The organism is Promicromonospora sp. NPDC090134, from assembly GCF_044746965.1.
In the GTDB taxonomy this organism is placed as follows: Bacteria; Actinomycetota; Actinomycetes; order Actinomycetales; family Cellulomonadaceae; genus Promicromonospora.
Window position 1 is genome coordinate 361,990 of the sequence record NZ_JBIVCZ010000003.1, and the last position, 25,723, is coordinate 387,712.

The 25,723-nt window shown below is 73.7% G+C and carries 24 protein-coding genes; 11 read left to right on the forward strand and 13 right to left on the reverse strand.

Going from position 1 to position 25,723, the window contains the following annotated elements; all coding sequences use genetic code 11:
• Positions 1-13: 13 nt before the first annotated feature.
• The 4 genes from ACIPN7_RS11300 to ACIPN7_RS11315 are packed head-to-tail and all read right to left on the reverse strand — an operon-like array spanning position 14 to position 4,297.
• Positions 14-970, reverse strand: coding sequence for an NAD-dependent epimerase/dehydratase family protein (locus ACIPN7_RS11300; RefSeq protein ID WP_400541366.1), 957 nt, complete (start codon positions 968-970; stop codon positions 14-16).
• A 50-nt stretch (positions 971-1,020) separates the two neighbouring features.
• The gene (locus ACIPN7_RS11305; RefSeq protein WP_400541369.1) at positions 1,021-1,917 is read right to left on the reverse strand and encodes a carbohydrate ABC transporter permease; all 897 of its coding nucleotides are present in this window, start codon (positions 1,915-1,917) and stop codon (positions 1,021-1,023) included.
• The gene (locus ACIPN7_RS11310; protein WP_400541372.1) at positions 1,914-2,897 is read right to left on the reverse strand and encodes a carbohydrate ABC transporter permease; all 984 of its coding nucleotides are present in this window, start codon (positions 2,895-2,897) and stop codon (positions 1,914-1,916) included. Before ACIPN7_RS11310 ends, ACIPN7_RS11305 begins: the two co-directional genes overlap by 4 nt.
• Positions 2,894-4,297, reverse strand: coding sequence for an ABC transporter substrate-binding protein (locus ACIPN7_RS11315; RefSeq protein ID WP_400541375.1), 1,404 nt, complete (start codon positions 4,295-4,297; stop codon positions 2,894-2,896). The genes ACIPN7_RS11310 and ACIPN7_RS11315 overlap by 4 nt, the downstream gene beginning before the upstream one ends.
• A 159-nt stretch (positions 4,298-4,456) precedes the next feature.
• On the opposite strand from ACIPN7_RS11315, the gene ACIPN7_RS11320 reads away from it, so the two are divergent.
• Positions 4,457-5,782, forward strand: a complete 1,326-nt coding sequence (locus tag ACIPN7_RS11320; protein ID WP_400541378.1) for an enolase C-terminal domain-like protein — start codon at positions 4,457-4,459, stop codon at positions 5,780-5,782.
• A gap of 36 nt (positions 5,783-5,818) precedes the next feature.
• Here ACIPN7_RS11320 and ACIPN7_RS11325 read toward each other — a convergent pair whose 3' ends face one another.
• From ACIPN7_RS11325 to ACIPN7_RS11340, 4 genes are all read right to left on the reverse strand, one after another.
• Positions 5,819-7,024: an ROK family transcriptional regulator gene (locus ACIPN7_RS11325; protein ID WP_400541381.1), complete on the reverse strand. Its 1,206-nt coding sequence runs from the start codon at positions 7,022-7,024 to the stop codon at positions 5,819-5,821.
• 89 nt (positions 7,025-7,113) lie between these two features.
• Positions 7,114-8,703, reverse strand: coding sequence for a beta-xylosidase (locus ACIPN7_RS11330; RefSeq protein ID WP_400541384.1), 1,590 nt, complete (start codon positions 8,701-8,703; stop codon positions 7,114-7,116).
• A 128-nt stretch (positions 8,704-8,831) separates the two neighbouring features.
• On the reverse strand, positions 8,832-9,584 hold the full coding sequence (locus ACIPN7_RS11335; protein WP_400541387.1) for a DUF4118 domain-containing protein: 753 nt from the start codon (positions 9,582-9,584) through the stop codon (positions 8,832-8,834).
• An 86-nt stretch (positions 9,585-9,670) separates the two neighbouring features.
• A complete protein-coding gene (locus ACIPN7_RS11340; protein ID WP_400541390.1) occupies positions 9,671-10,282 on the reverse strand; it encodes a hypothetical protein in 612 nt (203 codons plus the stop codon).
• Between the two features lie 27 nt (positions 10,283-10,309).
• Between ACIPN7_RS11340 and ACIPN7_RS11345 the strand changes: the two genes are divergently transcribed.
• Both ACIPN7_RS11345 and ACIPN7_RS11350 read left to right on the forward strand, forming a co-directional pair.
• Entirely contained in the window at positions 10,310-10,711 is a 402-nt protein-coding gene (locus tag ACIPN7_RS11345; protein ID WP_400541393.1) for a winged helix-turn-helix transcriptional regulator, read from the forward strand.
• A gap of 332 nt (positions 10,712-11,043) precedes the next feature.
• Positions 11,044-13,206, forward strand: coding sequence for a DEAD/DEAH box helicase (locus tag ACIPN7_RS11350; protein WP_400541396.1), 2,163 nt, complete (start codon positions 11,044-11,046; stop codon positions 13,204-13,206).
• A 38-nt stretch (positions 13,207-13,244) separates the two neighbouring features.
• Here ACIPN7_RS11350 and ACIPN7_RS11355 read toward each other — a convergent pair whose 3' ends face one another.
• Positions 13,245-14,177 carry an AAA family ATPase gene (locus tag ACIPN7_RS11355; RefSeq protein WP_400541399.1) on the reverse strand — a complete coding sequence of 311 codons (933 nt, stop codon included), beginning with the start codon at positions 14,175-14,177 and terminating at the stop codon, positions 13,245-13,247.
• Between the two features lie 233 nt (positions 14,178-14,410).
• Here ACIPN7_RS11355 and ACIPN7_RS11360 point away from each other — a divergent pair, with 233 nt between their 5' ends.
• Together ACIPN7_RS11360 and ACIPN7_RS11365 are read left to right on the forward strand one after the other, a co-directional pair.
• Positions 14,411-14,692 (forward strand): dsRBD fold-containing protein, encoded by a 282-nt coding sequence (locus ACIPN7_RS11360; protein ID WP_400541402.1) that lies wholly within the window; start codon positions 14,411-14,413, stop codon positions 14,690-14,692.
• A 27-nt stretch (positions 14,693-14,719) separates the two neighbouring features.
• Positions 14,720-15,385 (forward strand): PIG-L deacetylase family protein, encoded by a 666-nt coding sequence (locus tag ACIPN7_RS11365; RefSeq protein WP_400541405.1) that lies wholly within the window; start codon positions 14,720-14,722, stop codon positions 15,383-15,385.
• 2 nt (positions 15,386-15,387) lie between these two features.
• Here ACIPN7_RS11365 and ppdK read toward each other — a convergent pair whose 3' ends face one another.
• Entirely contained in the window at positions 15,388-18,102 is a 2,715-nt protein-coding gene (ppdK, locus tag ACIPN7_RS11370) for a pyruvate, phosphate dikinase (protein WP_400541408.1), read from the reverse strand.
• A gap of 231 nt (positions 18,103-18,333) precedes the next feature.
• Here ppdK and ACIPN7_RS11375 point away from each other — a divergent pair, with 231 nt between their 5' ends.
• A complete protein-coding gene (locus ACIPN7_RS11375) occupies positions 18,334-18,774 on the forward strand; it encodes a ribonuclease domain-containing protein (RefSeq protein ID WP_400541411.1) in 441 nt (146 codons plus the stop codon).
• A gap of 84 nt (positions 18,775-18,858) precedes the next feature.
• Complete coding sequence (locus tag ACIPN7_RS11380; protein WP_400541414.1) at positions 18,859-19,269, forward strand: barstar family protein; 411 nt, start codon at positions 18,859-18,861, stop codon at positions 19,267-19,269.
• Between the two features lie 23 nt (positions 19,270-19,292).
• Here the strand turns inward: ACIPN7_RS11380 and ACIPN7_RS11385 are convergent, their stop codons facing one another.
• The 3 genes from ACIPN7_RS11385 to ACIPN7_RS11395 form a co-directional block, all read right to left on the reverse strand.
• A complete protein-coding gene (locus tag ACIPN7_RS11385) occupies positions 19,293-20,207 on the reverse strand; it encodes a hypothetical protein (RefSeq protein ID WP_400541417.1) in 915 nt (304 codons plus the stop codon).
• Complete coding sequence (locus tag ACIPN7_RS11390) at positions 20,207-20,776, reverse strand: SigE family RNA polymerase sigma factor (protein ID WP_400541420.1); 570 nt, start codon at positions 20,774-20,776, stop codon at positions 20,207-20,209. Before ACIPN7_RS11390 ends, ACIPN7_RS11385 begins: the two co-directional genes overlap by 1 nt.
• Positions 20,777-20,905: 129 nt before the next feature.
• Positions 20,906-21,748, reverse strand: a complete 843-nt coding sequence (locus ACIPN7_RS11395; RefSeq protein ID WP_400541423.1) for a helix-turn-helix transcriptional regulator — start codon at positions 21,746-21,748, stop codon at positions 20,906-20,908.
• 214 nt (positions 21,749-21,962) lie between these two features.
• Here ACIPN7_RS11395 and ACIPN7_RS11400 point away from each other — a divergent pair, with 214 nt between their 5' ends.
• The 4 genes from ACIPN7_RS11400 to ACIPN7_RS11415 all read left to right on the forward strand — a co-directional run bounded on the left by ACIPN7_RS11400 (position 21,963) and on the right by ACIPN7_RS11415 (position 25,717).
• On the forward strand, positions 21,963-22,355 hold the full coding sequence (locus ACIPN7_RS11400) for an ester cyclase (RefSeq protein WP_400541426.1): 393 nt from the start codon (positions 21,963-21,965) through the stop codon (positions 22,353-22,355).
• A 148-nt stretch (positions 22,356-22,503) separates the two neighbouring features.
• Positions 22,504-23,742 (forward strand): carboxylate--amine ligase, encoded by a 1,239-nt coding sequence (locus ACIPN7_RS11405; RefSeq protein WP_400541429.1) that lies wholly within the window; start codon positions 22,504-22,506, stop codon positions 23,740-23,742.
• Positions 23,735-24,529: an aspartate/glutamate racemase family protein gene (locus ACIPN7_RS11410; protein WP_400541432.1), complete on the forward strand. Its 795-nt coding sequence runs from the start codon at positions 23,735-23,737 to the stop codon at positions 24,527-24,529. The genes ACIPN7_RS11405 and ACIPN7_RS11410 overlap by 8 nt, the downstream gene beginning before the upstream one ends.
• Before the next feature lie 105 nt (positions 24,530-24,634).
• On the forward strand, positions 24,635-25,717 hold the full coding sequence (locus ACIPN7_RS11415; RefSeq protein ID WP_400541435.1) for a S1C family serine protease: 1,083 nt from the start codon (positions 24,635-24,637) through the stop codon (positions 25,715-25,717).
• The last annotated feature ends 6 nt before the right edge of the window (positions 25,718-25,723 follow it).

Below are 25,723 nucleotides of genomic sequence, written 5' to 3' on the forward strand. Positions count from 1 at the left end.
GTGGTGCGGCCGGTCAGACGGTCAGGCCCTCGGCGACCGCCGTGACGTCGGGGTCGAGCGCGTCGCCCGTGCGCCACGAGTGCACGGGCACGAAGCCGAAGAGCTCGCGCACGGCCGTCGTGTCGATGACGGTCGCGGTGCCCTCCAGCGGCCGCGCCACGCGGGTCCCGGGGTGGAAGCGGGCGAGCAGCTGAGCCGTCGGCACGTCGCTGGTCGTGTCCGGCGCCGCCACGTTGACCACGTGGTAGCCGTCGACGCCGGACTCCAGCACGGCACGCACCACCCCCGCGGCGTCCCGCGTGTCGAGCCAGGTCCACAGCTCCTGCCGGATCGCCCCCGGGTCGCGGCGGGCGAGCTCGACCATCTCCCGCAGCCGGTCGCCCGTGCCCACGAACGGGATGCGCAGCAGGGTGGTCGGCATGCCGTACCGGCGCGCGGCGTACGCGCCGACCTGCTCGGAGGCCAGCTTGGACAGCGCATAGGCGTCCATCGCGACCGGCTCCTGCGCCTCGTCGACGGGCACGTACGCGGGCGACAGGTGCCGCCCCGCCCACGGGTAGCCGTACGCCGAGAAGGAGGACGCCGCCACGGCGACGCGCACACCCGCCCGGCCCGCGCCGTCGAGCACGCAGAAGGTGCCCTGCGCGTTCTGCGTGAACGTCTGGTCGTCGGGCACCTGCCCCGGTGACGCGATCGCCGCCAGGTGCACGACGCCGTCCACCGCCCCGGGCCCGGCCCCCGCCCGCAGCGCCGACCCCACGAACTCCGGGTCCCGGGTGTCCCCGACGAGCACGGCCTGCGCGGACGGGGCGTCGAACGGGACGCGGTCGGTCGCCACGACGCGGTAGCCGGCCGCGGCGAGCGCCGGGACGACGACCCGGCCGATGCCGCCGGCCGCGCCGGTCACCAGCACGGCGTCGCCGGGGCGGAGCGCACCGGCGCGGCCGGCCGGGGGCAGGGTGTGGTTCATGACGTGGTGGGTTCCGATCTGTCGTGCGGCCGTGGCCGGTGGGTGGTGGCTCATCCCTTGACCGCGCCGGCGAGCCCGTTGACGAAGTACCGCTGGGTGGCCAGGAACAGGATGATCACCGGGATCACCACGATCAGGGCGCCGGCCATGAGCTGGTTGTACTGGACGACGTTGGACGACTGGAGCTGCTGCAGCGCGATGGGCAGCGTGAACGTGGCCGGGTCGTTGAGCGAGACCCGGGACAGCAGGTACTCGTTCCACGTCGGGATGGCGGTGAGCAGCGCGACCGTGATGAGGGCGGGCCGGGCGAGCGGGAGGTAGATCCGGGTGAAGATCCGCAGCTCGCCCGCGCCGTCGACCCGCGCGGCGTCGCGCAGCTCGTCCGGCAGGGACCGGAACGAGTTGGTGAGCAGCAGGATCGACAGCGGCGCGGTGCCGTTGACGAACGGGAGGATCAGGCCCAGGTGCGTGCCGAGGATCCCCATCTGGTTCTCGAGCAGCACGATCGGCAGGAGGGTCACCACGCCGGGCACGAACAGCAGCACCAGGAAGAGCCGGAAGAACGCCTGCCGGCCCGGGAACCGGAGCACCGCGAACGCGTACGAGGCGGCGGAGTAGACGACGACCACGGCGAGCGTCGTCAGCCCGGTGACCTTGAGGCTGTTGAGGAAGTAGTCGAAGAAGTGCAGCTGCGCCCAGGTGTCCACGAGCGTGCTCAGCGTGGGGTCGTGCGGGATCAGGTGCCCGCCCTGGATGACCTCCTGCTGCGTCTTGAACGCCGCCGAGACCATCCAGAGGAACGGGTAGAGGCTCACGACGGCGTAGCCCGCGAGCAGCACCGCCGCGACGGAGCGGGCGACGACCACCTTCGCGGGGGTACGACGGCGGCGCGGCGCCCGCGGGACCGCCGGCGCGTCGGGGACCGTGCGGTCGGTGACGGTCGTCATGGCTTCTCCCGGGTGACGCGCTGGTTGACGATCGCGACGGCGAGCGCGGCGAAGAACAGGAGCCAGCCCAGCGCGCTGGCGAGGCCGAGCGTGGGCGCGAGCTCCTGCTGGAAGGCCAGGTCGTACGTCTCCAGGCCGAGCACGTTGGTGCGGCCCGCCGGACCGCCGTTGGTCATGATCAAGAAGATCTGGAAGCCCTGGAGGGCCTCGCGCACGTTCAGCAGCGTGATCACCGCGGTGGTCCCGGCCAGGAGCGGCCGCACCACGGACAGGTTGGTGCGCCACCAGCCGGCGCCGTCGAGCTGCGCGGCCTCCAGGAGCGAGGAGTCGATGGACTGCAGCCCCGTCAGGTACAGCAGCATCGCGACGGGCACGCCCGACCAGACCATGATGACGACGAGCGTCGGCATCGCGGTGGCGGGGTTGCCGAGCCAGCCCTGCGGCTGTTCGAGGCTGCCCAGCCCGACCGCGCGCAGCAGCAGGTTGACGGCGCCGTTCGGCTCCAGCACGTACTGCCACGCCATGTACACCGCGATGCCCGCCGTCACGTACGGCACGAAGTACACCGAGCGCAGCACGCCCGCGAACCGCCGCGCCTGGTTGAGCACCACCGCGAGCGGGAAGGACACCACGACGGTCAGCAGGGGCACGGCGACCATCACGCCGAGCGTGTTCAGGGCGGCCCGGTGGACGACCGGCGCGTACACCGGGCTCGCCCACAGCAGGTCGGCGTAGTTCTTCAGGCCGACCCACTCCCAGGTGGGGGTCAGGCCGTTCCAGCGGACGAACGAGAGCTGGGCGCTGAAGAAGAGCGTGTAGACGCCCATGACGAGGAAGAGCAGGAGCGCGGGGGCGATGAAGACGTAACCCCACGCCACCTCCTGGCCGCGGTGGTGCACCGGGTGCCGGCGGCGGCCCCGCCGGCCGCCGCCGCCGTCCCCGGTGGGGACGGCGGCGGCGAGCGCGGTCGACGTCGTCACTTCGACTGGGACCAGAAGGTGTCGACGAGCGTCGCGACGTCCTCGCCCACGGTGGCGACGTCCTTCGTCTCCAGCGGGGTCAGCTCCATCACGGCGTCGCCGATCTGCGCCGCGTCGTACGCCGCGGGGCGGTACGAGGTGTCGCCGGGGTTGTAGGCGTTCTCGCCCTCACCGAAGGCGCCGATCATGGCGCCGAGCACCGGGCCGACCGTCGCGGTCGGGTCGTCGCCCAGGTCGACCGGCGGTACGTCGAGCGCGTCCTGCGCGAAGGTGGCGGCCACGTCGGTCTCCGAGAGGTACTCGATCCACTGCAGGGCGCCGTCCTTGTTGCCCGTCGAGGCCGAGACCGAGAGCCCGGTCAGGCCGAAGGGCGCGAGCTCCAGGTCGTCGATCGCGCCGTCCTCGGGGGCCGGCACGGGGAAGGTGACGATGTTCTCGGGGTCCATCCCGTTCTGGTCGAGGAACGCGAGCGTGAACGTGCCGCCGATGTCGAACGACGACTTGCCCTGGGCGAAGGCGATGTCGGCGTCGTCGATCGTGAGGGACTGCGTGCCGGGCATCCAGTAGGGCTGGACCTGGCTGTAGGCCTCGAGCACCTGCGTGCCGTTGTCCGACGCGAAGTTCTTCGCCGGGTCCTGCCCGAACAGAGCGCCGAAGTCCTCCTTGCCGAGCTGGCCGTAGGCCATGGGCTGCATGAGCCACTCCAGCCCCGTCGTGGAGGACTGGAAGCCGATGCTCACGCCGCCGTCGTCGGGCCGGGCGGCCTGGACGGCGTCGAGCGCGGCGACGAACTCCTCCCAGGTGGTCGGGGCCGCGGTGATCCCCGCCTCCTCGAGCCGCTCCTTGTTCGCGTAGACGATGCCGAACGTGCCGATGGTCAGCGGCACGGAGTACCGCTGACCCTTCTCGATCCCGGCAGTCTTGGACCCCTCCGCGAGCGACTGCTCGTAGTAGGCGTCGGTGACGGTGCCGTCGTTCGCCACGGCGGGCAGGAACCGCGAGGTCCACTCGTCGTCCACGTCGTCGGAGAGGTCCTCGAGCAGGCCCGCGCCGCCGAACGTGAAGTCGTCGCCGTGGGTGTGCACCTCCAGCACGTCGGGCAGGTCGCCGGTCTGCGCCGCGGCCTGCACCTTGGTGATGAAGGCGTCGTCCGGCGTGTAGGCCTGGACGTCGACGGCGATGCCCGTCTTCTCCTCGAAGGACTTCGCGGCGTTCTGCAGCGGCTCGACGTGCGACTGCTTGAAGGTCCACATGGTCAGGGTGTCGGGGTCGCTCTCCTGCGAGCCCCCGGCAGCACCGCCGACCGGCCCGCTGCACGCGGCGAGCGCGCCGACGAGCAGGGCGGAGGTGGCGGCGATGGTCAGGCGTGCAGAGGACGGACGACGTCGGTGTCGTATCACGGGCTGTGCCTCTCGGTCATCAGGCGGCACCGGGCGGTGTCGCGGACCATCGGAAGATAAATCAATTCGATGTACAGTGTCAACGGGCGCCGCCGCCGGTGCCCGCCCCGCGCGCGGGAACGGCCCGCGCTGACCGCTCGTCCCGGATCGAGGTCACCGATGACACCCCTGCAGGCAGCCGACACCGACGCCCGCGACACCCCCCGTCCCGACGTGCTCGCCCCGGCGCCCTGGTCCCCCGTCGGCGCCGGGGCCGACGCCGACGGCGTGCGAGTCACCGCGGTGCGCACCTTCCTCACCGGCCCGCAGGGCTGCCCCTACGTGGTCACCCGCGTCGAGACCAACCAGCCCGGGCTCTACGGGCTCGGCGACGCCAGCGACCCGCAGCGCCCGCTGGCGACCCGCACGCTGATCGACGAGTACCTCGGGCCGCTGCTCATCGGCCGGGACCCCGCCGACATCGAGGACCTGCACCGCCTGCTGCTCAACAGCGGGTACTGGCGCGGCGGGTCGATCGAGCACAATGCGCTCGCGTCCCTCGACCTGGCCCTGTGGGACCTCAAGGGCAAGGTCGCGGGGCTGCCGGTCCACCAGCTCCTCGGGGGCCGGGCGCGGGAGCACGCCGACGCGTACACGCACGTCGACGGCGCCGACGCGGCCGAGGTGGCCGAGAAGGTGCTCGAAGCGGCCGGCCGCGGCTACCGGCACGTGCGCGTCCAGGTCGCGGTGCCCGGCCGGGACACCTACGGCACCGCCCCGCGCGACGCCGCGGAGGCCGCCCGCCGCCGGGCCCGCACCGACCGCTGGGACACCCTGGCCTACCTGCGGCACGTGCCCGGGATCCTCGCGGACGTCCGCGACCGGGTGGGCCCCGACGTCGAGCTGCTCCACGACGCGCACGAGCGCATGACCCCGGCCGAGGCCCGGCAGTTCGTCCGCGCCGTCGAGGACGCCCGGCTGTACTTCCTGGAGGACGCGCTCGCCCCCGAGGACGCCGCCCACTTCCCCGAGCTCCGGGCCGCCGGCACGACGCCGCTGGCCGTCGGCGAGCTCTACCACGACCCGCGCGCGTACCTGCCCCTGCTGGCCGGCCGTTCGATCGACTTCGCGCGCCTGCGCATCCCCACGCTCGGCGGGCTGACCCCGGCGCGCAAGCTCGTGGCCGTGTGCGAGATGTTCGGCGTCCGCACGGCGCCCCACGGGCCGGGCGACGTGACGCCGGTGGGTATGGCGGCCAACATGGCGCTCAACATCTCCTCCCCCGCGTTCGGCGTCCAGGAGGCGGCGACGTTCCGCGACGCCACGCTGGAGGTGTTCCCGGGCGCCCCCGTCCCGGCCGGCGGGCACCTGCTCGCCTCCGAGGCACCGGGGCTCGGCGTCGACTTCGACGAGCGGGCCGCGCGCCGCTACCCCGTGGGCGCCCCGCTGGAGCACGACCGCTGGGCGCTGCTGCGGGCCACGGACGGGAGCGCGCACCGCGCGTGAGCCGGTCCGGGCGCCCCGCGGGGCGCCCGGACCGGCTCAGCCGATCAGGAGGGCGTGGGGCTGCGGGGAGAGCGTCTGGTCGAGCACGAGGCAGGCCGCGCCGACCGCGCCGACGTCCTCACCGAGCCGCGTGTTGACCACCTGGATCTCGTGCATCTTCTCGACGAACGGCCAGCTCGTGATCACCGGCTCGACCACCGCCAGGAACCGCTCCGACAGCATCGGCCAGATGGGCCCGCCGAACACCACGAGCTCGGAGTCGAGCAGCGTCGCCGCCGCCGCGACCCCGGTGCCCACGCGGCGCGCCCAGCGGTCGATGATCACCTGGGCGCCCCGCTCCCCCTTCGCCGCGAGGTCGGCGAGCCGGCCGAGCTGCTCGGCCACGGCCTGCGGGCCGGGCGCCGGGGCGACCTCCAGGACGCCCGCCGCCACGGCCTCGTCGACCAGCGCGCGCGTGGTGCAGTTGGCGTCGAGCCCGCCCACCTCGCCGGCGTTCCCGGACGCGCCGCGCAGCACGACGTCGTCCGCGACCACGCCCATGCCGGAGCCGGTGCCGAGGTAGAAGAAGAGGAAGTTGCCCGAGTGCGTCGCCGCGCCCGCCCAGCGCTCGGCCACCGCGGCCGCGATGACGTCCTTGTCCATCAGCACGGGCAGCCCCGTGGCCTCGACGAGCCGGTCCCGCAACGGCACCCGGCCCCAGCCCTTGAGCTGCGGCGGGTCGACGACGGAACCGGTCGCGAAGTCGACGGGGCCCGGCACGGCGAGGCCGAGACCGAGGATCCTGTCGCGGGCCGCCCCGGACTCCTCGATCACGGTCTCGATGGTGTCGCTCATCTCGGCGATCGTCGACTCCTGGTCGACGACCGCGGGCGTGGGCCGGTGCATGCTGTGCACCACCCGGCCCGCGAGGTCGAGGACGACGTACGTGATGACCGCCGGGTCGAGGTGCACGCCGAGGGCGTACCGGCCGCCGGGCACGACCTGCAGGACGGTGCGCGGCTTGCCCGCCCGCCCGCCCTTCTTGCCGGTCTCGGCCAGGAGCCCCGCGTCGAGCAGACGCCGGCAGATGTTGGAGACGGTCTGCGCCGACAGGCCCGTCGCGCCGGCGAGCTCGACGCGGCTCAGCCCGTCGGGTGCGCGCCGCACCGCGTCGAGGATGACCGACTCGTTGAAGTCACCCATGCGCGGGAGGTTGGTGCCCCGCCGGGCGGTCGCCGGCGCAGCCGACTGGTCGATCGTCACGCCGTACCTCCTGCTCGATGACCGGCCGGCGGGCGACCCGGATGCCCGCTCCCGCACATCTTCGCACCCCGGATCCTGGTCGGGCGCACTCAGGCGACCTGACGCACGAGCAGGAGCGACCAGGGCGCGAGCGACCGCTCGACCCGCAGCACGCCGTCCGCGGGGACGACGAGCGACTCGCGGCGCGTCGCGCGCGCGGCGGCGTCCAGCGCCGCGGTCTGCTCGCGCGTGGGCGACGACGGCGCCCCCATCGCGCGCCACGCGGCCACGGGGTTGGCGTTCGACGGGTCGAGCGTCTCCAGCTCGACGACCGCGCCCGGCGTCAGCCCGTCGACCGTGATCTCGGTGTCGCGGACCGAGCCGACCGCCTCGGTCGCGTCGGCGACGGTCCGGTCGTCGAACGAGGCCGGCACGGAGCGCGTGACCTCGTGCGGGTAGTGGTGCACGAGCGCGACGACCCGGCCGGTCGCCTCGTCACGCGTCACCACGCCGTCGGCGCCTGCCGCGAGGAGCGTCCCGCCCAGCGCGTTCAGCATGCGGTAGGCGTGGAACGTCGGCTTGGGCACGCCCTGGAGGGTGAGCATCCCGAACCCGCCGTGGAACATCTCGTCGCCGGCCCCGCCCTCCTCGAAGACGTCCGTGAACGTCCAGTAGGCCAGGGAGTCGACCGTGCCGATCGAGCGCAGGACCGACCGGACGACGTAGACCGCCGCCGGGACGGTGTCGTGCGTGAAGTCGCGGGGCGACGACGACGAGTTCCACTCGGTCAGGTGGATCTCCGCGTCGGGGAACGGGCTCGCATCGACCAGGCGGCGCAGCAGCGCGAGGTCCTTCGGGGTCGCGTCGGCCTCGCGCGTGAGCCGCCGGCCCTGGCCGTGCTCGTCGAGCGCCCAGTCGGTCGGGTACGGGTGCGTCGAGACGAAGTCGACGGGCAGGCCCTCCTCCGCGCAGAACGCGAGAAAGGCCGCCAGCCACACCGGCTTCCACTCGAGCGCGTCCAGGTCGGCGCCCAGCGTCGCCTCGTGCACCTGGAAGTCCTCGGTCTCGCCGTCGAACCGGGCGTCCGGCACGAAGTTGGACGTCGCGGGACCGCCGACCCGCAGGGCGGCGTCGACCGACCTCACGGCGCGCGCCGAGGCGGCGTAGAGCGCGAAGTACTCGCTGCGCGTACCGCGGAAGAAGCCGCGCAGGTTCGCCTCGTTCCAGACCTCGAAGTACCACTCGCGCACCTCGGCCGGGCCGTACCGGTCGACCCAGTGCTGGACGAGCGACCGCACGAGCCAGGACCACCGGTCGAGGTCGGTCGGCGGGGCGCCGTGCGCTCCCCACCAGAACACGGTCTCGGTCTCGCGGGCGAGCGCCCGCGGGCTGAAGCCGAGCTCGACGAACGGGCGCACGCCGGCGTCGAGCAGCGCGTCGAACAGTGTGTCGACGTACTGGAAGTTCAGGACCGGCGTGCCGTCGGCGCGTTCGGTGTACACGAACATGTCGTCGTGCAGCAGGCCGTGGAAGCGGACGTAGTCGAACCCGCAGTCCTCGCGCACCGTGGCGAGGTGGCGCTGCCAGTCGGCCCGGAGCCCCTCGTTCGCGCGCCCCGCACCGACCACGGTGCTCCAGAAGTGGCGCAGCGGGCGCCCCGGCCCGGTCGCGGTCGCCCGCAGGTAGATCGGCTCGGCCACACGTCCTCCAGTCGTCCATGCCTCGCCGGATCACGAGACGGCGCGCAACGCGCGTCGCCAGTGTAAATCAAACTGATGGACTATCACCGCCGTGACCGTCGCGACGGGAGCCCTGCCTGGCCGGGGACCTACAGCGCGGCGACCTGGTCCGCCATGAGCACGGCGAACCGGCGTTGCTCGCGCGTCGGGAAGACCGCGTGCGACACCGCGGTGACCAGGAAGTAGCCGACGACCTCCGCGCCCCGGCGGACCGGGATGGCTACGTACTCGTCGACCGGCAGGCCGATCCGGTCGACGTCGACCGGCCGGCCGTTGCGGATCAGCACGCCGTCGTGGTCCAGCACGGCGAACCGCACGTCCCCCACCTGCCCCTCGACGTAGCGGGAGTCGTCGGCCTCCAGCACGTCGGTGATCTGCCGCGCCACGACGTCGACAACCGTCTTGGCGGGCGTGGTGCCCTCGGCGACCGCACGGGCGGCGCCGAGCACTCCCTCGAGGTAGCCCGAGCGCCGGGCCTCCCGCCCTTGCTGCCGGTAGCCCCACAGGGCGATCTCGGTCACCGCGAGGCTGATCACGACCAGCAGTGCGGTCGCCTCGATGTCCTCGGCGTCGGCGATGACGAAGCGCAGGTAGGGCTCGGTGAGGAAGAAGTCGAACCACACCCCGGCCGAGAAGGCGGCGAGGAGCGCCGCCGGCCGGTCGCCCGTGGCCGCGGCGGCCACGACCAGGAGGACGAGGACCAGCACGTCGGTCGCCGCGGCGACATCGTCACGGAACGCGAACAGGATCGCGCACGTGACCAGCGGCGCCAGCACGGCCGCCACCCGCACCGCCGGACGCCACCACGCCGCCGAAGGCCATGCCGAGACGCTTCTGGTCATGCTGCTCCTGTCCCCCGAACATCGTGGCGCGGGCCGCGACCGCGCGCGAGCGCAGGGTGCAGGAGAGCTGGGCGGAGCCTGCCGCGTCAGCGCCGTACCCGGTGGTCGACGGCGACCCAGTTCGTCTCCCACGTCTCTCCGCCGTCGGCCGAGAACGCCTGCTCGAACCGTGCCTCGTCCTGCCCCACGCGGGTGACGAGGAACCGCACCTTGATCGGCCGGTCGCCGAGCCGGTCGTCGCCGTAGAACTCGCCGACGCCGTCCCGGAACCCGCCGTACACCGCCGGGGTGAGCAGACCGTCGCGCAGGTTGACGAACGTCAGGCTCCACCGCTGCGCCTGCGGCTCGTACAGCCTCAGGTTGATCGCGTCGATGCTGCCGGCGGGCCCCGACACCTCGAGCTCGACGACGTTGGCCCGTCGGTCCGCGAGCGGACGCACGGTGCTGGTGCCGGAGAACTCGAGCCACTCGTCCGGGGACTCCGAGAGCGGGTCGGCGAGGACCCGCACCGTGGAGCGCCACGTACCGATCTCCCAGTTGAAGTCCCGTTGGCCGTCGGCGGCCGTCGCCGACGCGGTGGAGGGTGCGACGGGAGACGAGGCGGGTGACGGCGCCGCGGCGCCGGACGCCGCCGTCGCGAGCAGCATGAGCACGGCGGAAAGGCTTGCGGTCAGGATTCTTCGGTGTGAAATGGTCATAATTCGACTATCGAGCGGAGCGCGGCCGTGAACAAGAAGGCACCTGCGGGTAACCCCTCTCGTCCCAACCCCCTGCCGGGCTGCCCCATGGCCGCGGCGTTCACCGCGATCGGCGGGAAGTGGAAGCTGACCCTCCTCTACTGGCTCGCCCACGGGGAGTCCCACTTCGCCGGCCTGCGCCGCAGGGCCGCGCCCATCACGCCCAAGGTGCTGGCCGAGCAGCTGCGCGAGCTCGAGGCCGACGGGCTCGTGGAGCGCGTCGTGACCGGACCGGTCCCGGCGCCCGTGATCTACCGGCTCACCCCCTACGGGGCGACGGTCCTGCCCGTGGTCGAGGGGGTCCGGGTGTGGGGTGAGACGCACCTGCGGCGCACCGGCGCCGTCTCCGCACCGGACACGGCGATGAGCTGCGCCACCACCATCGCGTAGGCGTACCGGAGCGCCGCCGCCGGTCCGGGCGGGGGCGTGCGCGGCGGTAGACTGCGAGTTCTCCGGTGATCATGCAGGGCCATGACCACCGCCCGCGGTGGTTCGCGGAGACGTCCGGCGGCGTGTCACCATCATCATGAGCACGGGGCCGTCGTGAGCACGGGGCCGCGGGCGGGGACGCCGCGGTGACCCCGCGGCCGGTCGGAACGCTCCGGCCAGGGGCCACCTGCCCCACGGCCCGACCGGCCGGCCCTGGGCCGGCCCTGGGCGTACGGGCGCGGCACGCGCTGGTAGCGCCGTGGTCGTAGTACCCATGCAGCGAAGGAGAAGATGTGGCTCGAGCAGGCCAACGCCGGTCCGGCCGCGCGCGGAGCGGGTCCGGCGCACAGCGTCGCCGCGCCCCGCGTCCCGCGGAGCAAGGGATGATCCCGGTGCTGGCCGAGGCCGCCCGCGAGGTCGACGGCGCCGTCCGGAGACCGCCGACGCGCCCGGCGACGCGGACGAAGTTTCAGGTCGTCGCGCTGCTCATGCGGGAGGAGCGGACCAGGGTCCGCGAGGACGGCGCCCTGACCGAGCCGCAGCGGGCCAAGCAGCTCAAGCAGCTCGACGCGGTGGGCACCCTGCTGGCGAGGATCGCCGCCCGCGACACCTCGCTGCTGGAGCTGCTCGCCGAGGACGCCCGGGTCTCCGACGCGGCGCGCGACCTCAAGGCGACCATGATGCGTGCCGGCGGTCTGGAGCCGCCCGAGGAGCCCCCGCCGCTCCCGCCCGCCGCGTCGGCGCCCGGCGCCGAGAAGCGGGTGGTGCCCCGTTCGGTGATCTCGCGCCAGCTCGCGAACCCGTTCCTCGCCCCGGACTTCGCGGCCGCGGCCGAACGGCAGGCCCCGAGGGTGCTCCGGCTGGCCGGCTGGGAGCTGCTCGAACCGCTCTTCCGGTCCTTCGAGTACGCCGGCCCCGGCGCGGCCGCCTGCATGCCCCTGCCCGAGCCCCGCTCGGTGGCCGCTCCCCAGGGCCGGAAGCTGATGCCGCACCAGGCCCAGGTCGTCGAGGCCACGGCCCGCGGGCACCGCACCTTCCTGCTCGCCGACGAGCCCGGCCTGGGCAAGTCGGCCCAGGCACTGCTCGCCGCCCAGGCGGCCGACGCCTACCCGCTGCTGGTCGTGGCGCCCAACGTGGTCAAGACGAACTGGGCGCACGAGGTCGAGCTGTGGACGCCGCGGCGCCGGTCCACCGTGGTCCACGGCGACGGCGAGCGGGTCGACGGGTTCGCCGACGTCGTGATCGTGAACTACGAGCTCCTGGACCGGCACGTCGGGTGGCTCGGCGACCTCGGCTTCCGCGGCATGGTCGTGGACGAGGCGCACTTCATCAAGAACAAGGGCAGCCAGCGCTCCCAGCACGTGCTCGCCCTCTCCGAGCGCATCCGCGCCCGGGCCGGCCGGCCGCTCCTGATGGCGCTGACCGGCACCCCGCTGATCAACGACATCGAGGACTTCCGGGCGATCTGGCAGTACCTCGGCTGGATCGACGACGCCAAGCCGCTGGGCCCGCTGCTGAGCGCCCTCGAGGAGACCGGGCTCACCCCGGCCGACCCGGGGTTCTACGCCGCCGCCAGGACCAGCGTGATCGACATGGGCATCGTGCGCCGACGCAAGGCCGACGTGGTCGCCGACATCCCGGCCCGCCGGGTGGCGGACATGCCGGTCGAGCTCGACGGCGCGGCCGGCCGCTCGATCCGGGCCGCGGAGGAAGCGCTCGCCCTCCGCCTGGTCAGCCGGTACCGGTCCGCCCTGGCGGCGCGCGCCGAGAGCTCCGTCGTGGACGACGTCGACGTGGACGGCGTCGACGTCGATCTCGCCCGCCGGGTGGCGGCGGCCGAGCTGAAGGACTCGAGCTCCAAGGCCAAGGGCGAGAACGTGTTCACCATGGTCCGCCGGATCGGCCAGGCGAAGGCCGCGCTGGCCGCCGACTACGCCGCGCAGCTCGCCCGCAACGTCGGCAAGGTGGTGTTCTTCGCCAAGCACGTCGACGTGATGGACCAGGCCGAGAAGATCTTCGCCGACCGCGGCATCGGCTACGCCTCGATCCGCGGCGACCAGACGCCCCGGGCGCGCGAGAAGAACATCACCGCGTTCACGGACGACCCCGACGTGTCGATCGTGGTGTGCTCCCTGACCGCCGCCGGGGTGGGGCTGAACCTCCAGGTGGCCTCCAACCTGGTGCTGGCCGAGCTGTCCTGGACCTACGCCGAGCAGACGCAGGCCATCGACCGGATCCACCGGATCGGCCAGTCCGAGCCCGTGACGGCCTGGCGGATCATCGCCGCCCAGACCATCGACTCCACGATCGCCGCGCTGATCGACAGCAAGTCCGACCTGGCTGCCCGGGCCCTGGACGGGGCGGGCGACGAGGATGCCGCGTCCTCGACGGACGTCCAGCTCGAAGCGCTCGTGGCGCTGCTCACCGAGGCGCTGGACGCCGAGGGCGTCGCCTGAGCCGGCGCCGCCGTCACGACATGGCGTAGCCCGGCCGGTCAGGCCCCCGCCGGGTCGGGCCGGGCCGCCAGGTCGAGGACCCGTCGCAGTGCGTCGTCGGGCGTCGTCGTGGCCGTGTCGAAGATCAGGTGCGGCTGGTGCCAGTCCTCCCAGCGGTCCCTCATCCGCTGCACGTGCGCCCAGGTGACGGTCGCCGGCCACCCGGGGATGCCCCGGTCGCGTCCTGCCACGCGGGTCCGGTGGACCGACTCGTCCGAGCACACGCACTCCACGCCGACGAACGTGGCGTCGAGGCTGCGCGCGAGCGACTGCAGCCGCGCGCGGAACTCCTGGGTGTGACCCGTGGCGTCGATGACCGCGCCGAGCCCGAGCTGGAGCTGACGAGCCGCCGCCCCGACGAGCGTCAGCTCTGACAGCGGCCCGGTGTTGTCCGGGCGGAGCACGCCGAACGGCACCAGCGCACCGAGCTGCCAGTCCATCGAGAAGACCGGCGCCGGCAGTGCGGCCGCCAGCGCCTCGGCCAGCGTGGACTTGCCGGTTCCGGGCAGCCCGGCCAGGAGCACCAGGGGCGGACGCGCGGCCCCGGCGGGCCGGGGCCGGGGCGCCAGGTCCAGGTACGCGGCGAACGCCCGGTCCCCCATCAGCACGTGGAAGTCCGCGCGGGCACGCGCCAGCCGGTCGTCGTCGCCCAGCACACCGAGCGCGCCCAGCAGCAGGTACTCGCAGCGCACGTAGCCGTCGCCGAAGATCTCCGCCTCGCGCCCGGCGGCCGCGAGCAGCTCCACCCGCCCGAGCCGGGTCCGGTCGACGGCGTCATCGTCGCCGTCCGCCGCGAGCGTGGTCAGGAGGTCGCCGACCACCCATCCGGGCTCAGCGGCCACGGCGCTCATCACGTCGCGCAGGGTCGGGTCGGCGTGGTCCAGCCGGCGCCAGGCCGCCTCGGCCGTCGCGTGCAAGGGCACCGGGTTCACGCGATCACCTGCTCCGCCGCGCCGGTACGAGGACCAACCGGACGGTCGGACGGCGGCGGGGACCAGGGCATGGACGGACCCTACCGGCGGCCGGCCCGTCGACGTCGTGTGCCCTCCGTCCTGACGCACCCGGGCCGTTGGTCCCTGGCCGGACGGCCCGGCGCAGCGAGAGGCTGGGGTGGACGTCGGCAGCAGGGCGTGGGCCGGCGTCGCGGACCGGCGGGAGCAGAGCCATGACCCACACCTGGAACGTCGCCATCCACCTGTTCGACGCGGACGACCTCGTGCGCGACGGCCGCATGACCGGGGCGCACGCCGTCCTGACCACGTCGAGCGGGACCTCCCTCGAGGGCTACGGGCGCGCCCGGCGCAACCCGGAGGACGCCGCCGTCCCCGAGATCGGCGAGGAGCTCGCCGCCGCCCGGGCGCTGCGGGAGCTGGCCGACCGGCTCCTGCGCGCCACGTCGGACGACATCGCCGAGATCGAGCACCGCCCGGTGCACCTGCAGCGCTAGACCCGGGCCGAACCGAGGAGAGCAGCCATGAGACCCGAGGTCGTCGTCGACATCGTGCCGCACACCGCGCAGACCGCCGCCGGACCCGCCCGGCAGCGCTCAGCCCTGCCGGAGACACGGCGCCTGCTGGTGGTGTGCGCGCACCCGTTCGACGCCACGGTGACGCTCGGCGGCGTCATCGCCGCCTTCGCCGACACCGGTACGGCCGTGCAGGTCATCTGCCTCACCCACGACCAGTGCGCCGCCGCGGGCGAAGGGCGCCGTCCCGTCCGGGCGGACGAGCTCATGCACGCCGCCGGCCTGCTCGGCGCCCGGGAGGCGACGCTGCTCGAGCACCGGGCGGCGCACCTCCAGTGGAACCCGCCGGAGGTGCTCGCCGCCGAGCTGCGATCGGTCGCCGGTCCCGTCGACGGGGTGCTGACGATCGACGCGAGCGCGCCGGACAGCCACCCGGACCTGGTGCGCGCCATGCGGGCGGCCCGCCGCGTCGCGTCCCGGCTGCGCTGCCCGCTGTACGCCTGGGTGCCCCGCACCTGGGGCACGGACGAGCCGCCTGCGAACGTGCTCGCCGTGAGCTGCGACCGCGCCAGGCAGCGTGCCGCGATCGCCTGCCTCGACGCTCCCCGGGCGGACGATCCGTGCACCGCCCGGGCCGGGACCGACGAGCCGCGCGACTACCTCACCGTGCTCTGACGTCATTCCTCGCCGGGCCCGCCGTCGAGCCGTGCCTGCGCGGCGGCCAGCCGCGCGACCGGCACGCGGTAGGGCGAGCAGGACACGTAGTCGAGGCCGAGCTCGTCGAGCAGGGCGATCGACGCCGGGTCGCCGCCGTGCTCGCCGCACACCCCCGTCTCCAGCCCGGGCCGGGTCCGCAGCCCGCGCTCGACGCCGATCCGGACGAGCTCGCCCACGCCGTCGGCGTCCAGGGAGGCGAACGGGTTGGCCCGCACGATGCCTGCCTCCAGGTAGGCGGTGAGGAACGAGCCCTCGGCATCGTCGCGCGAGATGCCCACCGTCGTCTGCGTCAGGTCGTTGGTGCCGAACGAGAAGAAGTCGGCGTGCTCGGCGATCTCGCCGGCGGTCAGGGCGGCGCGCGGCAGCTCGATCATGGTGCCGACGCGGTAGTCCAGGTCCGCCACCCCGGCGGCGCCGAGCTCCTCGTCCGCGGTGGCGACGACGATCTCGCGCATCCGCCGCAGCTCCTCGGCGTACCCGACCAGGGGCACCATGATCTCCACCCGCGGGTCCAGGCCCCGCCCCCGCACCGCGAGCGCCGCGCGGAGGATCGCGCGGGTCTGCATGACGCCGATCTCCGGGTACAGCAGCGACAGGCGCACGCCGCGGGTGCCGAGCATGGGGTTGGCCTCGGACAGGCGCAGCACGTGGGCCAGGAGGGTGCGGGCCTGCTCCAGCTCCCCGGGTGTGCCGTCGGCCTCCAGGCGCTGCACGAGGAGGGACTGCTCGACCAGGTCGGGGAGGAACTCGTGCAGCGGGGGGTCGATGAGCCGGACGGCGACGGGCAGGCCGGTCATCGCCGTGAAGATCTCCTCGAAGTCCGCCTGCTGCATGGGCAGCAGCTCGTCCAGGGCTGCCTGCCGGGCCTCGGTGGTGTCCGCCAGGATCATGCGCTGGACCACGGGCAGGCGGTCCGTGGCCATGAACATGTGCTCGGTGCGGCACAGGCCCACGCCCTCGGCGCCCAGCTCGCGGGCCCGGGCGGCGTCCGGGCCGTTGTCGGCGTTGGCGCGCACCCCGAGGCGGCGCACGTCGTCGGCCCAGCCGAGCACGGTGGAGAATTCGTCGGTCATCTGCGGGGGCACGAGCGGGAGCGCGCCCGGGTAGACGTATCCGGTGGTGCCGTCCACGGTGATCGTGTCCGCCTCGGTGAGCACGGTGTCGCCGACGGTGACGGTGCGGGCCAAAACGTCGATGCGCAGCTCGCCCGCGCCGGCCACGCAGGGCTTGCCCATGCCGCGTGCGACCACCGCGGCGTGCGAGGTCATGCCGCCGTGGGCGGTGAGCACGCCCTGGGCGGCGGCGACGCCGTGGATGTCGTCGGGCGTCGTCTCCCACCGCACGAGCACGACGTCCTCGCCGGCCCCGCCCCGCTCGGCCGCGGTGTCGGCGTCGAACACGAGGGTGCCTACCGCCGCGCCCGGGGAGGCGTTGAGGCCGTGCGTGAGCGGGGCCGGGGCCTGGTCGGGATCGAGCGTCGGGTGCAGGAGCTGGTCGAGCTGGGCGGGGTCGATCCGCCGCAGCGCGGTCCGCCGGTCGATCGCGCCCTCCGCGACGAGGTCGCGCGCCACCTTGAGGGCTGCCGCGGCGGTGCGCTTGCCGGTGCGCACCTGGAGCAGGTACAGCGTGCCGTCGTCGATCGTGAACTCGATGTCCTGCATGTCCTGGTAGTGCTGCTCCAGGCGGTCCATCGTGTCCAGGAGCTGCGTGTACACCCCGGGCAGCACCGACTCCAGCTGCGGGAGACGCAGCGGTGTGCGGATGCCCGCGACCACGTCCTCCCCCTGCGCGTCCAGGAGGAACTCCCCGTACCGCTCCCGGGCGCCCGTGGCCGGGTTGCGCGTGAAGCACACCCCGGTCGCGGAGGTGTCGCCCTTGTTGCCGAACACCATCTGCATCACGTTCACGGCGGTGCCGAGGTCGTCCGGGATCTTGTTCAGCTCGCGGTACACGCGCGCCCGCGGGCTGTTCCAGGACCCGAACACGGCGTCCACCGCCCGGCGGAGCTGCTCGTGGGGTTCGGTCGGCAGGTCGTGGCCGGTGCTCCGGCGGACGACGCCGCGGAACGTCGCCACCAGGTCCCTCAGGTCGTCCGCCGTCAGCTCGGTGTCCCGCCGCACCCCGCGGTGGTCCTTCAGGGCCGTCAGCTCGTCCTCGAAGGCCTGCCCCGGGACCCCCTCGACCACCGTGCCGTACATCTGCACGAACCGGCGGTAGGTGTCCCAGGCGAAGCGCGGGTCGTCCGACTCGGCGGCCAGGCCCTGCGCCGCCCGGTCCGACATGCCCAGGTTGAGGACGGTGTCCATCATCCCCGGCATCGAGACCACCGCCCCCGACCGCACCGACACCAGCAGCGGCCGCTCGGCCGCCCCGAGCGTGCGCCCCGTGCGGCGTTCCAGGGCCGCCAGGTGCGTGCGGATCTCGTCCCACAGGCCCTCGGGCCACGCGCCGTCGTCCTCCATCGCGGCGACGCACGCCGCCGTGGTGACGGTGAAACCGTCCGGGACGGGCAGGCCGATGCGCCGCATCTCCGCGACGCCGGCGCCCTTGCCGCCGAGCAGCGCCCGCATCCCGGCGTCCCCGTCGGACAGGTCGTAGACGTACGGCCCGCCGGGCGCCCGCGCGGACGCGTTCTCGGCGGCGGCTCCGGCCCGGCTGTTGGTGTGGGTGGTCATGACGGCTCCGTGGGCAGGCGCTCGGTGCCCACGCTCCGTGGGCAGGCGCGTCTACCCCGCCAGCGTCCCGCGCCCGCCGTCCGCCGCGCCAGGGACGAACGGCCCGGAATCTCCGCCCGGACGGGACAGAAAGGAAAAATTCACCCGCCGGTCGGTGCGTCGTCGGGTCCGCGTCGGCCGGGTGGGCGAGGATTCACCCCGACCAGTTCCCCCACCGAGAGGGAGATCAGCGTGTCCGAGCAGACCAGCACCAAGACCGGAACCAAGACCAGCACCGTGTCCAGCCTGATCAGAATGCTCGTCGTCCTGTCCGCCATGGTCAGCCTCGTCGCCGGCGGCATCACCGTCGCCCCGGCCGCGAGCGCGACCGTCTACGGCTCCTGCACGCACAGCGGCTGCACGGAGGCGTACTCCTCGAAGTCGATCTGGAGCTCCAAGGGCTACCCGAGCACCCGAGGCTGGGTCAGCTGGCCGAACGGCCAGTGCAACTATGCGGGCGGCACGCACCAGAACCGCGAGGGTCAGCTCCCGGCCGGCCACTCCTACCTCGAGTTCGACGTGACGCCGCGGGCGTGCGGTGCCGCGCGGCAGTCCTACCGGCTCATCCTGGACCGCACCACCGGGGTGACCTACTTCTCGCCCAACCACTACGGCGACTTCTACCGGATGTGACCGGTCCGTGCGCGGCGCCCGTCCCCCTCGGGGCCGGACGCCGCGCACGGGCCCGGCCCCGAGCGGGACGGATAGCCTCGAACCATGACTCGTGACCTCCCCGTGCTCGTCGTCGACGGAACGCGGTTCGGCGACCTCGACGGCTTCGCCCGCGAGTTCTCCCGGCTGCTGAGCGGGTACACCTGGCGCGGAAACCTCGACGCCCTCGACGACGTGCTCCGCGGCGGCTACGGGACCCCGGCGGCCGGCTGGACCCTGCGGTGGACCAGCTCGGAGACGTCCCGCGCGGCGCTCGGCCACCCGGAGACGGCCCGGCGGCTGGAACGGATCCTGCCCGGCGTCGACCCGTCGAACCGCGCGGCCTTCACCGCGCGGCTCGACGCCGCACGCCGCGGCGAGGGTCCGACGCTGTTCGACGAGATCGTCGCCATCGTCCGCGACCACGGACCTGGTGGCCGGGAGTCGGCGGACGGGATCCTGCTGGAGCTGGTCTGAGGCGGGTCAGCGCCTGAGGCGGGTCACCGCCGGAAGTCCAGGGTGCCCAGGAAGGCGTGCAGGTCCTTCCAGCCCTGCTCGGTGCCGTCGAACTCGACCACGAGGAAGAGGTTCTCGCCCCGGTCGCTCTGGTGGAGGTAGATCTGGGCGTCGTACCTCTCCGGCTCGCCGTCCAGGGTCAGGACCGACGGCTGGACCTCGGCGTAGTCCGCACCGGGGACGGTGATCATCTGGGACCAGGGGGCGGGGTCGGTCTGCGTCCACCAGTTCCCGCCCGGCTTGCCGCCCTGCACGTACACCCGCTCGTACTCCGGGTGCTCCTTCGTCGCCGCCTCGAGCTCCTCCGCGGTGAGGTCGGGTGCCCCCGGCAGCTGCGCGTAGAGGTCCTCGAGCTCCTCGGGATCCACGCCCCCGTTCACGTGCGTCACCGTCTGGCCCGTCCACTCGACGCCGGGCGTGAACTGCCCTTCCGTAGCCTCGGAGGTCCAGGACTCCGGCACGGCGAACGACAGGCCGTTGAGCTCCACCTGCTTCCAGCCCGCCGGCACCACGTGGTCGAGCGGTTCGAGCAGGGGGTACTCGATGCCACCGACCGGCCGGCCGCTCGGGTCCGGACCGGCCGGTGCGCCGTCCGACGGACCGGTCGACGGACCCGTCGACGGGGTCGCGTCCGCCGCCGCCCGGTCGCTGCCCGGCAGCAGGTCACCGCGGTGGGCGCCGGCCGCGCCGAGCACCCCGAGACCCGCGCCGGCGAGCACGAGCGCCGCGAGGCAGGCTCCCGCCGTCCTGGCCACCCGACGGCGCCGCACGTTGCGCACGGCGGTCGCCACCAGCAGCGCCGGGTCGAGGTCCCCCGGCGTCTCGATCATCGACCCCGCCGTGTGGATGCCGGCCGCGAGCGCCGCGTCCTGGGTGGGGTGGGTGTCGTACATGGTCATCATCGTTCTCCCCCGTTGGGCACCAGGACGGTGCGCAGGCGTCGTAGGCCGTGTGCCGCGGTGGACTTGACGGTGCCCTCGGAGATGCGGAGCTCGGCGGCCGTCTCCGCGACCGAGCGGTCCAGCATGAACCGGAGCACCACCACGCGCCGCTGCTTCACGGTGAGCTGCATGAGCGCGCGGACCAGGCGGTTACGGTCGACCACCTCCCCCTCGAACACCAGCACGCCAGGACTGCGCACGCTGGCGGCGGGGTCGTCGGTGAGCACCTCGCGGCGGGTGCGGCGCCAGGTGTCGATGCGGGCGGTCGCCAGGACGCGGCGCGCGTAGGCGAACGGGTCGCCGTCGCCCACCTTCCGCCAGGCGTTGAACGTGCGCTCGAGCGCGATCTGCACCAGGTCCTTCGCGCGGTGCTCGTCGCCGCACAGCATGTAGGCGATCCGGTACAGGGCCGGGGTCTTGGCGTGGGCGAAGACCGTGAACTGTGCGACGGGGTCGGCGCCGCTCCGGACGACCGGGACCTCCGTGGTGACCGTCTCGGGGACCACGCCCACGGCAGTCCCGCTCATCCGCTCCACCGTCCCCGAAGGGAGCGTTCAGGGAGCGGTGTCGGGGATGGTTCGCGGCGTCGTGGACCCCGCTTGGTTGGCGTCATGCACCATAGACGCAGCCCGGGCAGCGCGGGGTTCTATGCAGTTTCAGCTGAACTGCTGCAGCCCGATCGTCGCGAGGAGGTCGAGCTGCCCGGCGGCCTCGGTGCCCGGTGCGGCGGTGTAGACGATGAGCCGGAGGTCGCTGTCCCGGACGGTGAGGAAGTCGCTGTCGAGAGTGATCGGCCCGATCTCCGGGTGCAGGAACGTCCGGTGGCCCGGGGCGGGCTGCGGGGGCAGGCGCCGCTCCCACAGCTCCGCGAAGTCGGGGCTGACCTCCTGGAGGTCCGCGACGAGCTCGCGCAGCTCGGTGTCCTCCGGGTACCGGACCCACGCCTCCCGCAGGTCCGCGACCACCTCCAGGCGCAGGAGGCGCTCCTCCTCGTCGGTACGCACGTAGCGGGTGGACCGGTGGGTGAAGATGATCCACGCGAGGTTCTGCTCCCGCAGCGGCAGGGCCGACGTGTCGCCCGTCAGGGCGTAGGCCAGAGCGTTCGAGGTGACGCAGTGCCACGACGCGTCGACGACGGTCACCGGCGTGTCGGTGAGCCGGTCCAGGATGCGCTGCACGCTGGGCGTGATGTGCCGCTTGACCTGCCCCGACAGCGGCTCCGCCTGGTCCCCGAGCCGGAACAGGTGCACGCGCTCCTGGTCGGACAGCCGCAGCACGCGGGCCAGCGACATCAGCACCGACGCCGAGGGATGTCCGGCACGCCCCTGCTCCAGGCGGGCGAGGTACTCGACCGACAGCCCCGCGAGCTGGGCGACCTCCTGCCTCCGCAGGCCGGGCACACGCCGTCGTCCCCCGGCGGCGAGACCCGCCTCGGCGGGCGCGACCCGGTCACGCCACGCACGCAGGCTGCTGGCGAGCTCGCTGGAGTTCACGACCATGCGTCCAGTCGTATCACGCGGCCGCCCGGCGGAGGGTGGCCCTGCCAGTACGAGGCTCGACAGGTTCATTTTGCTCCGGACGGCGCGGGGCGAGACTCGGAACACCTGGCCGGTGTCGAACCACCGGCAGACGAACCAACAGATCGGAAACAGCAATGAAGAGCATCCGCCCCGCGTCCGCCCCCTCCGCGGCGGTCACCCTGTGAGCGCGGGCATGACCCCGGAGGAGCTGCGCGACTTCTACCGGCGGTACGTGGAGCTGGCGAACAACCGCGACTTCGACCGCATGGACGAGTTCGCGCACGACGAGGTCATCATGAACGGCACCCCGGTCGCCCGCGACGACATGGTGGCCGAGTTCCGTCGGCACACCGACGCCGTCCCGGACCTGACCTGGGAGATCAAGGAGCTGCTGGTCGACGGCGGGCACGTCGCCGCCCGGCTCGTCGACACCGGGACGCCTGAGCGGGAGTGGAACAGCCTGGCCCCCACCGGGGCGACCGTCACCTTCGCCGAGACCGCGTTCTACGAGGTCGAGGACGGCCGGTTCAAGCACATGTGGTACCTGATGGACGCCGCCGCGCTGCGCGCCCAGCTCACCGAGTAGGGCGGGGAGCCCCGGAGAGACCGCGGATGGCCCGGCGCGCTGCCGGGCCATCCTGGCTCTCCAGGTGCCCGACTTTTCCACTTCACCCCCTCTGTGACACAACGTTTCCCGCGCCTCGGACGTGTGAGATGTCATGAGGAACAAAGCGGTGCACCCAGTCATCCTCGGTGGCGACGCCGGCGCCTACAGCCTCGCGCGCGCCTTCCACGAGGGCTACGGGGTCAGGTCGACCGTCGTGTCCATCCGCCCGACGCCGAACGTCGCGCACTCCGGCATCATCTGCAACGTCGTCGAACCGCGCCTCGACGACCCCGACGTCCTGGTCGAGCTGATCCGCCGGATCGCGGCGGCCGGACCCGGGCCGGTCATCGCCCTGACCTGCGTCGACTGGTACGTGCGGGCGCTCGCGGAGCACCGCGACCGGCTGGCGGACGTGGCGATCGTCCCCTACCCGTCGGTCGACCTGCTCGACCGGGTGATGGACAAGCGGCGGTTCTCCGAGCTGTGCCAGGAGGTCGGGGTCCCGCACCCCCGCACGGAGGTGCGCGACGGCGGGGAGCCGGTCGGCGACCTCGACCTGCGCTACCCGCTGATCGCCAAGCCCGGCGACAACACGGCGTGGCACCAGGTGTCGTTCCGCGGCAAGGCGAAGGTGCACCTGGTACAGGACCGCGAGGAGCTGGCGGCGCTGCTGACGGCGGCCGGGGACGCGGGCTACCGGCGGCCGATGATCATCCAGGAGTACGTGCCCGGCGACGACTCGCAGATGCGGATCATGACCACCTACTCCGACCGCACGGGCGAGGTGCGCATGGCGTGGGGCGGCCGGGTGCTGCTCGAGGAGCACACGCCCGGGACCCTGGGCAACCCCGCCGCGATCCTCACCGGGCCGCTCCCCCAGGTCGAGGCGGACGCCCGCCGGCTCGTGGAGCACCTGGGCTGGACGGGGTTCGCGAACTTCGACGTGAAGGTGGACCCGCGCACCGGCGTCGGGCACTTCTTCGAGCTGAACCCGCGCACGGGGCGGTCCAACTACTACCTGACGGCGAGCGGCCTGAACCCCGCCGCCTACTGGATGGGCGACCACCTGACCGGGTTCTGGCCGACCGCCGCCGAGCCGCAGGAGGTGCTGTACCGGATCGTCCCGGGCTTCCTGCTGGACCGGTACGTGCGGGACAAGCAGGTGCGCGCCGCCGTGCGCCGCGCCCGCGCCGTGCACCCGCTCAAGTACGGCCGGGACCGGTCGCCCCGCCGGGACGCCTGGGTACGCCTCGCCGAACTGAACCAGGTGCGCAAGTTCTCGCAGTACCACCCCGCACCGGAGGCGGGCGAGGCGAACGGGCGGCCAGTCGAGCCCGTCGCGTCCGGAGAGCGGGACGTTGCCTGACGGCGGCGCGCCGTTGCCCGACGACGGCGGACCCGGCGCCCGCCCCGCGGGGACGCTGGTCGGCGTGCTCGGCGGGGTCGGGCCGCTCGCGACGGTCCTGTTCATGGAGCGCGTCGTGCGGCTGACCGACGCGGAGCGCGACCAGGACCACGTCGACATGGTGGTGCTCCAGCACGCGACCGTCCCGGACCGGACGGCGTTCGTGCTGGGGCGCTCCGCCGACGATCCCGGGCCCGTGCTCGCCGCCGACGCACGGCGCCTCGCCGGGCTCGGAGCCGACTTCCTCGTGCTGCCGTGCAACACGGCGCACGTCTTCGCCGGCGCGGTCGCCGCGGCGACGTCGGCCCCGCTGCTGACCGCGGTGGACGCGGCGGTGTCCGCGGTGTGCGACGCCTGGACCGGCCGCTTCAGCGGGTCGCGGCCGGAGGCCGTCGGCCTGCTGGCGACCGAGGGGACGATCGAGTCGGGCGTCTACCTGGACGCCTTCAGCGCCCACGGCGTCAAGGCCCTGGTGCCGGACGTCGCCGGCCAGGCGGCCGTGACCTCCCTGATCTACGACGGCGTCAAGGCGGGCCGCGGCGGAGACCTCACCGCGCTGGCGGGTGTCGTGGCCGACCTGCGGTCGCGCGGCGCCGGCGCGATCGTGCTCGGGTGCACCGAGCTGTCGGTCGCGGCGGAGGCGACCCCGCCGGACCGCCTGCCCGGCGTCGTGCTCGTGGACACCCTCGACGAGCTGGCCCGCGCGACGGTGCTGCGCGCGGGCCGGCGGCTGCGCGGCGCCGGCTGATCAGCGGCGACCGTGCCGTCGCCGGAGGGCCGTTCCCGTGCGAGCCTGTAGACGTTCCTGCGCCCGGCACCGCACGTCCGTGCGCGACCATCCCGGGGAGAATCGATGTGCGCGCAGCCGTCCCCCGAACCCCGGCGTCGCCGGTGGCGCGGCCCGGCCCTGGCGACCGGGGCCGCCCTCGCGGCCTTGGCGCTGGGTCTGGCCGGGGGTGTGCTCGGCGCCCGGCTCACGGCGGACCCGGACGCATCCGCGCCGGTGGGTAGCTGCGACGTGGCCGAGGTGGCCCCGCGCGTCCTGCCGACGATCGTCACGATCAGCGCGACGGGCGCGGAGTCAGGTACCGGCAGCGGTGCGATCCTCACCGAGGCCGGCGCCGTGGTCACCAACGACCACGTCATCACGCCGGCCGTCCCCGACGGCCGGATCGATGTGATCCTGGCCGACGGGGAGCGCCTGCCGGCCGAGCTGGTGGGGCGGGACCCGCAGACCGACCTCGCCGTGCTGGCCGTGGAGCCCGGGCGCGCGCTGCCCGCCATCGAGCTGGCCGGGTCGGACGACGTGGCCATCGGGGAGCCCGTGGTCGCGCTGGGTGCGCCCTTGGGGCTGTCCAGCACGGTGACGGCGGGCATCGTCAGCGCGACCGGCCGCTCGGTGACGGTGCCGACCGGCGAGGGCGGCACCACGGTCCTGACCGGGGCCATCCAGACGGACGCCTCGATCAACCCCGGCAACTCCGGCGGTGCGCTGGTCGACTGCGACGGGCGCCTGGTCGGGGTGAACACGGCGATCTCGACGGTGCCCGACAGCGCGGGGCAGCCGGTGGGCGGCAGCGTCGGGATCGGGTTCGCGGTTCCCGTGGGCACGGTCCGGGCGATCACCGACGAGCTGATCGAGCACGGCCGGGTCGCGCACCCGTCCTTCGGGATGACCGTCTCCGCGCTGCCGCCGTCCGCCGCGGCGCGGTTCGGCGTGCCGCCGGGGCTGGTCGTGACCGCCGTGACGGACCGTGGTGCCGCGCAGGCCGCCGGCCTCCGGGTGGGCGACCTGATCACGGGCCTGGACGGCCAGGACGCGCCGACGGACTCGACGCTCGCGCACGTCGTCGTCCACGCCGCCGACGGCGACGAGGTGGAGGTGGAGGTCCTGCGCGACGGGCAGACGCGCCAGGTGACGGTGACGCTGCGCTGAGTCGCG